We start from the raw sequence: 5921 nt of genomic DNA on the forward strand, positions 1-5921 counted from the left end.
TGCACACCCCGCCTATGCTTTTGCGCCGCAGTCCGGAACCCGTATCCGCAACGGCACGGCGATCCGCGAGTTCTCGCTCGACCTTGCCGCGCGCGTCGCCGACGCGCGCAGGCGGCAGGCCTTTCCGATCGTGCTCGGTGGCGATTGCAGCGTCCTGCTCGGGTGCCTGCTGGGAAACCGTCGCGCGGGTGGCAACGGGCTTGTGCATGTCGACGGGCACAGCGACTTCTTTCACCCCGGCAATTACGACACCTCGACGCGGCTCGGTTCCGTGGCGGGGATGGATCTCGCGCTGTCGACCGGGCGAGGGGAGCCGCTGCTGACCGACTGGCCGGCGCTGGACGGTCCGCTCGTCGACGATCTCGACGCATGCCAGGTGGGCGAGCGTGAATCCGAATCCGCCGACTTCGAGGCCACGTACGGCGACATCGCCCGCACGGCGATCTCGCGCATCACGATCCAGCAGTTGCTGGCGCGCGGGCCTGCCGCCGTCGCGGCCGAACTGGTCGACTGGCTCGGTGCGCGGGCGCTCGGGCAGGCCTGGCTGCACGTCGATCTCGACGTACTCGATCAGTCGCACCTGCCGGCCGTCGATTCCCCCGGTTCGCCGGGGCTGGACTTCGACGGGCTCGACGCGCTGCTCGGCCCGCTCGTTGCGTCGGGGCGCGTGGCGGGGATCGACTTCACCATCTACGACCCCGGACTCGACCCCGGCCTCGCGCATGCGGATCGCATCGCGCGCAGTATCGGGCGATGCGCCGCTGTGCTGCCGGCACGGTGCGGCTGAAGTGGGCGCCGAGCGGGGCAGGGTCGTCGCTCGACCGCATTCGGGCGTGGTGATGAACGACCGGCGACGTCCCTGTCGTCGTCACCCCCGCCCGAAACTCGGCCGCTTCGGATCGTACGTCCACCCCGGCACGAGATAGCGCATCGCGACCGCATCGTCGCGCGCTGTGCCGCCAACCTGTCGGTACAGCGCATGCGCGGCCTCGACCTGCGCCATGTCGAGTTCGATCCCGAGCCCCGGCCGCGCCGGCACGGCCACCTCGCCGCCCACGATCTTCAGCGGCTCGCGCGTGAGCCGCGCATCGCCTTCCTGCCAGATCCAGTGCGTGTCGATTGCGGTGATCGTACCGGGCGCGGCGGCCGCCGCATGCGTGAACATCGCGAGCGACACGTCGAAGTGGTTGTTCGAGTGCGAGCCCCACGTGAGCCCCCAGTCGCGGCACAGCTGCGCGAGCCGCACCGAGCCCTGCATCGTCCAGAAATGCGGGTCGGCGAGCGGGATGTCGACCGCCTGCAGCCGCACCGCGTGATCCATCTGCCGCCAGTCGGTCGCAATCATGTTGGTCGCGGTCGGGATCCCCGTCGCCCGGCGGAATTCGGCCATCACCTCGCGGCCCGAATAGCCGTCTTCAGGCCCGCACGGATCCTCCGCATACGCGAGCAGGTGGCCTTGCCCGCGGCACAGCGCGACGGCCTCGTCGAGCGACCACGCGCCGTTCGGGTCAAGCGTCGCGCGAGCGTCGGGGAAGCGGGCCTTGATCGCGGCGATCGCTTCCATCTCGTCGGCGCCGGCCATCACGCCGCCCTTCAGCTTGAAATCGGCGAAGCCGTAGCGCTCGACCGCGGCTTCAGCCTGCCGCGCGATCGCGGCCGGCGTGAGCGCTTCCTCGTTGCGCAGCCGGAACCACGCGTCCGGTGCGTGCGTCTCGTCGCGATACGGCAGGTCGGTGCGGCGCCGGTCGCCGAGGTAGAACAGATAAGCGAGCATCGGCACCGCGTCGCGCTGCTGGCCTTCGCCGAGCAGCGCCGCGACCGGCACGTCGAGATGCTGGCCGAGCAGGTCGAGCAGCGCCGCCTCGATCGCGGTGATCACGTTGTCGAGCCGCAGGTTGATCTCGTGCGGCTGGCGCAGCACGGCCGCTTCGCCGGCCGACGTCACCTCGTGCCGGATCGTGCGGCCTGCACCTGCGCCGGACAACGCCGCGCGCACCGCGTTGAGCGTTGCCTGATAGCGTCCGATCGACTGGCCGACCACGCAATCCGTCATGCGCTCGAGCGCGTGGCGGATCCCTTCGCCGCCCGGCACTTCGCCGACGCCGGTGTGTCCGCTGCTGTCGTCGAGGATCACGAGGTTGCGCGTGAAGTACGGCGCGTGCGCGCCGCACAGGTTGAGCAGCATGCTGTCGCGGCCGGCGACGGGGATCACCTGCATGCGCGTGACGCGCGGGGTGCCGGCACGGCTTGATTCGGACATCGCTTCGCTCCTGGTTCCGGTAGGGCGCGCGGGCCGCCGGCCACGCCGGTGCGGCCCGCGTCGGTCATTGAAGCTCGACGCGGCGGATCTCGCCGACGACGAACAGGTAGCAGATCACGGCGACGAGCGCGTGCGCGACGACATAGACCAGCGCGCCGTTGAACGAGCCGCTGCGGTCGACGATGTAGCCGATCGCGATCGGCGTCGTGATGCTGGAGAGGTTGCCGCACGTGTTGAGCAGCGCGCCGCTCAAGCCCGCTATCTGGCGCGGCGCGGTGTCGGCGTTGACGGCCCAGCCGAGCGCGCCGAGCCCCTTGCCGAAGAACGACAGCGCCATGAACAGCACGACGAGCACGTGCGAATCGGTGTAGTTGCAGACGATCATCGACATCGACAGCAGCATGCCGAACACGATCGGCACCTTGCGCGCGACCGACAGCGAGCGGCCCTGCTTGAGCAGCCCGTCGGACACGATGCCGCCGAGAATCCCGCCGAGGAACCCGCACACGGCGGGAATCGACGCGACGAGCCCGGCGTTGAGGATCGACATCCCGCGCGCCTGCACGAGATAGACGGGAAACCACGTGATGAAGAAGTAGGTGAGCGCGTTGATGCAGTACTGCGCGACATACACGCCGATCAGCATCCGGTTCTTCAGCAGCGCTTTCACGTGGCGCATCGACGGGCCGCCGTCGCGGCTGCCGGTCGCCTGGTCGATGTTGACGAGCGCGCCGCCTTCGGCAAGGTAGTCGAGTTCCGCGCGATTGATGTTCGGGTGGTCCTTCGGGTCGTACATCGTGCGGTTCCACACCAGGACGAACGCGAAGCCGAGCACGCCCATCACCGCGAACACCGACTGCCAGCCGAACGAATGGACGAGCCACCCCATCAGCGGTGCGAACACGACGGTCGCCGCGTACTGCGCGGCGTTGAAGATCGCCGACGCGGTGCCGCGCTCGGCGGCCGGGAACCACGCGGACACGATCCGGCTGTTGGCCGGGAACGACGGCGCCTCGGCCGCGCCGACCAGGAAGCGCAGCCCGAACAGCAGCGCGAACGCGGCCGCGCCGCCGAAGAAGCCGATCGAGCCCTGCAGCAGCGTGAACAGCGACCAGAAGAAGATGCTGAACGCGTAGACGATGCGCGACCCGTAGCGGTCGAGCAGCCAGCCGCCCGGCAGTTGGGCGACCACGTACGACCAGCCGAACGCGGAGAAGATGAAGCCGATCTGCACGTGGCTCAGGTGCAGTGCGCGGGCAAGGCTCGGGCCCGCGATTGCGATCGCCGCGCGATCCGCGTAGTTGATCGTCGTGACCGCGAACAGGACGGTCAGCACCAGCCAGCGCACGCGGGTGCGCCGGGCCGTTGCCGACGCGGACGCCGGCAGCGCGTGAAGCGGATTCATGACTGTCTCCTCCGAAGGGCGGAAGGTGCCGTCGTGCGGCAGGCGCGTCGGGTGCGCGCTATTCGTGTGGGAGTTGCCGGCCGGAGGCCGGACGCCGATGCCTGCGGGCAGGGCGTCCGGGCCATTCTGTCATGTCGAAATTTGCGCTTTCATGCCAATTGCTGACTTGATCGATTCAGGAATTGAATCGTTCGGTCAGGCGATCACTCAGCCACCTGCGTCGTCCGCGGCGGTGCCGTGATGGCACGCCACGTGCTGTGCGAGAAACTCGACGGCGGCGCGCACGCCGGGCAACTGGCCACGCCGGTGCGGCATCAGCAGCGTCGTCGTGACGGTGCCGGCGCGCCAGCCGGGCAACACGCGCACGAGGGCACCGGACGCGAGCGCGGCGCCGGCGATCCAGTCGGGCAGGCACGCGATGCCGAGGCCGGCCATCGCCGCCTGCAGCAGCAGCGTCGATTCGTCGGCCTGCAGGCGCAGGCGCGGCGTCACGTCGACGGTGTCGCCGCCGTGTTGCAGCCGCCACGGCTGCTGGCCCGGTTGCAGCCCGTCATGCTGCGCGAGATCGGCCGGCGCGTCCGGCGTGCCGGCGCGCGCGAGATAGGCCGGTGACGCCACGGCGATGATCGGCGATGCCGCGAGCGGCCGTTGCACGAGCGCGGAATCGGGCAGCGGCGCGAAATGGCTGCGCACCGCGATGTCGAAGCCTTCCTGCGCGATGTCGACGAGGCGGTCGCTCGCGTGAATCTGCAGCAGCAGCTTCGGGTGCACGATCGCGAGCGCCGGCAGGCAGGGCGCGAGGATGTGCTGCGCGACCGGCACCGAGCTCGTGATCCGCACCACGCCGGCCGGCTCGGCGGCTTGTCGCAGCACCGCATCGCGCGCGCTTTCGGCCTCGATCACGGCCGCGCGGGCATGTTCGAAGAATTCGGTGCCGACCGGCGTGAGCCGGAAGCTGCGCGACGTGCGATGCACGAGCCGCGCGCCGAGCGTGCGCTCGAGTTCGGCAACGCGTTTGCTGACCGTCGATTTCGGCAGGTCGAGCCGGCGCGCGGCGGCCGACATGCTGCCGGCGTCGACCGCCTGCACGAACAGGTAGAGATCGTTCAGATTCACTTCCAGCGTCCACATGAAGAAACGACGGGTTTCGATTTTAGCGGCTACTGCGCCATCGTTCGCCGTGGGAGCATGACTGCTCGTTCAACTTCTGCGGAATCTCCCGATGTCTCCCATCCTTCTCTACGGCATTCCCGCCGGCTGCTCGTTCGGCTCGATCGTTGCGCTCGAATGGATCGGCCGCCCGTACCGGCTGTCGCGCATCTCGATGCCGGGCGTCGTGACGAGCGACGCGTTCCTCGCGCTGAACCCCGTCGCCGAGACCCCGGCGTTCGTGACCGCGAACGGTGACGTGCTGACCGAAAGCCTCGCAATTCTCGGCCACATCGGCGCGCAGGCGCTCGACAGCGGCCTCGCGTTTCGCCAGGGCAGCGCGGATTTCGACCGGCTGAACCGGATGCTGGGGTGGCTGAACACGACGTTCTTCAACGCGTTCGGCGCGCTCTGGTACGTGTACGAACACGACACCGCAGGCACCGAGAAAACGGCTTTGCAGGAGTACGGCCGCAGCAAGGTGCTGAAGGCGCACCGGCAACTCGAGGCGCTGCTCGAGCGCGGTGACGGCCCGTGGCTGCTGGGCGCACGGCGCACGCTGGCCGACGCGTACTTCGCCGGGATCGCGCGCTGGGCCGACTATCACGCGGTGTTCGAGCCCGCAGCGTTCCCGCGCATCGCCGCACTGCGTGCGCGGCTTGCCGACGATGCCGGCGTGCGGTTCGCGCAGGCGATCGAGGAAAACCTGCCGCTGCCGGCGTCGTCGGCGTTCGAAGGGCATGTGTCGCTCGACGACGTGCTGGCAAGCGCGCGCGGCATCGCGATGCCGGCCAGGGCGATCTGACCGGCGTCGTGATCGCCCGCAGGATGGAATACGTCGACGACAATTTTTACCCGGATAATATTGACATTCAATTTATACCCGGATAAAAATAGCGTCATTCCGATTTCAGCCTGCGGGCGACCACGATGACTACCACCACACTGCTTCCTTCCTATACGGCGTTCGACGGCCACCAGCGGCTCGCGTCGGGCCCGCTCGCGACGGTCGCGCTCGCGGTCCGGCAGGCGGCCGGCGATGCGATGCCCGGCACGATCCTGATCTTCGACGATGCGACGGGCCGCTCGATCGACCTCGACCTGCGC

General features: G+C 69.1%; 6 protein-coding genes. 3 read left to right on the forward strand and 3 right to left on the reverse strand.

The genetic code is table 11. The features are described 5' to 3' along the window. A partial coding sequence (locus tag JYJ84_RS26540; protein ID WP_205189649.1) for an arginase family protein occupies nt 1–787 on the forward strand: 787 nt, incomplete at its 5' end. Nucleotides 788–868: 81 nt separating this feature from the next. Here the strand turns inward: JYJ84_RS26540 and JYJ84_RS26545 are convergent. The 3 genes from JYJ84_RS26545 to JYJ84_RS26555 form a co-directional block, all read right to left on the reverse strand. After that, nucleotides 869–2260, reverse strand: a complete 1392-nt coding sequence (locus tag JYJ84_RS26545) for an enolase C-terminal domain-like protein (protein ID WP_122944161.1) — start codon at nt 2258–2260, stop codon at nt 869–871. A gap of 64 nt (nt 2261–2324) precedes the next feature. Continuing rightward, on the reverse strand, nt 2325–3665 hold the full coding sequence (locus tag JYJ84_RS26550) for an MFS transporter (protein WP_122944162.1): 1341 nt from the start codon (nt 3663–3665) through the stop codon (nt 2325–2327). Nucleotides 3666–3872: 207 nt separating this feature from the next. Next, nucleotides 3873–4796 carry a LysR substrate-binding domain-containing protein gene (locus JYJ84_RS26555; RefSeq protein WP_175223515.1) on the reverse strand — a complete coding sequence of 308 codons (924 nt, stop codon included), beginning with the start codon at nt 4794–4796 and terminating at the stop codon, nt 3873–3875. Between the two features lie 91 nt (nt 4797–4887). Between JYJ84_RS26555 and JYJ84_RS26560 the strand changes: the two genes are divergently transcribed. Beyond that, entirely contained in the window at nt 4888–5619 is a 732-nt protein-coding gene (locus JYJ84_RS26560) for a glutathione S-transferase family protein (RefSeq protein ID WP_175223514.1), read from the forward strand. Between the two features lie 125 nt (nt 5620–5744). Then, on the forward strand, nt 5745–5921 hold a 177-nt coding region (locus JYJ84_RS26565), incomplete at its 3' end, for a DUF2239 family protein (RefSeq protein ID WP_205189651.1).

It is taken from the genome of Burkholderia sp. LMG 13014, from assembly GCF_905232215.1.
Classification (GTDB): Bacteria; Pseudomonadota; Gammaproteobacteria; order Burkholderiales; family Burkholderiaceae; genus Burkholderia.

Excerpts from the sequence above, each read along its gene's own strand:
- JYJ84_RS26555 (WP_175223515.1), bottom strand. The coding sequence starts at position 4,796 with ATGTGGACGCTGGAAGTGAATCTGAACGATCTCTACCTGTTCGTGCAG.
- JYJ84_RS26545 (WP_122944161.1), bottom strand. The coding sequence starts at position 2,260 with ATGTCCGAATCAAGCCGTGCCGGCACCCCGCGCGTCACGCGCATGCAG.
- JYJ84_RS26550 (WP_122944162.1), bottom strand. The coding sequence starts at position 3,665 with ATGAATCCGCTTCACGCGCTGCCGGCGTCCGCGTCGGCAACGGCCCGG.
- JYJ84_RS26560 (WP_175223514.1), top strand. The coding sequence starts at position 4,888 with ATGTCTCCCATCCTTCTCTACGGCATTCCCGCCGGCTGCTCGTTCGGC.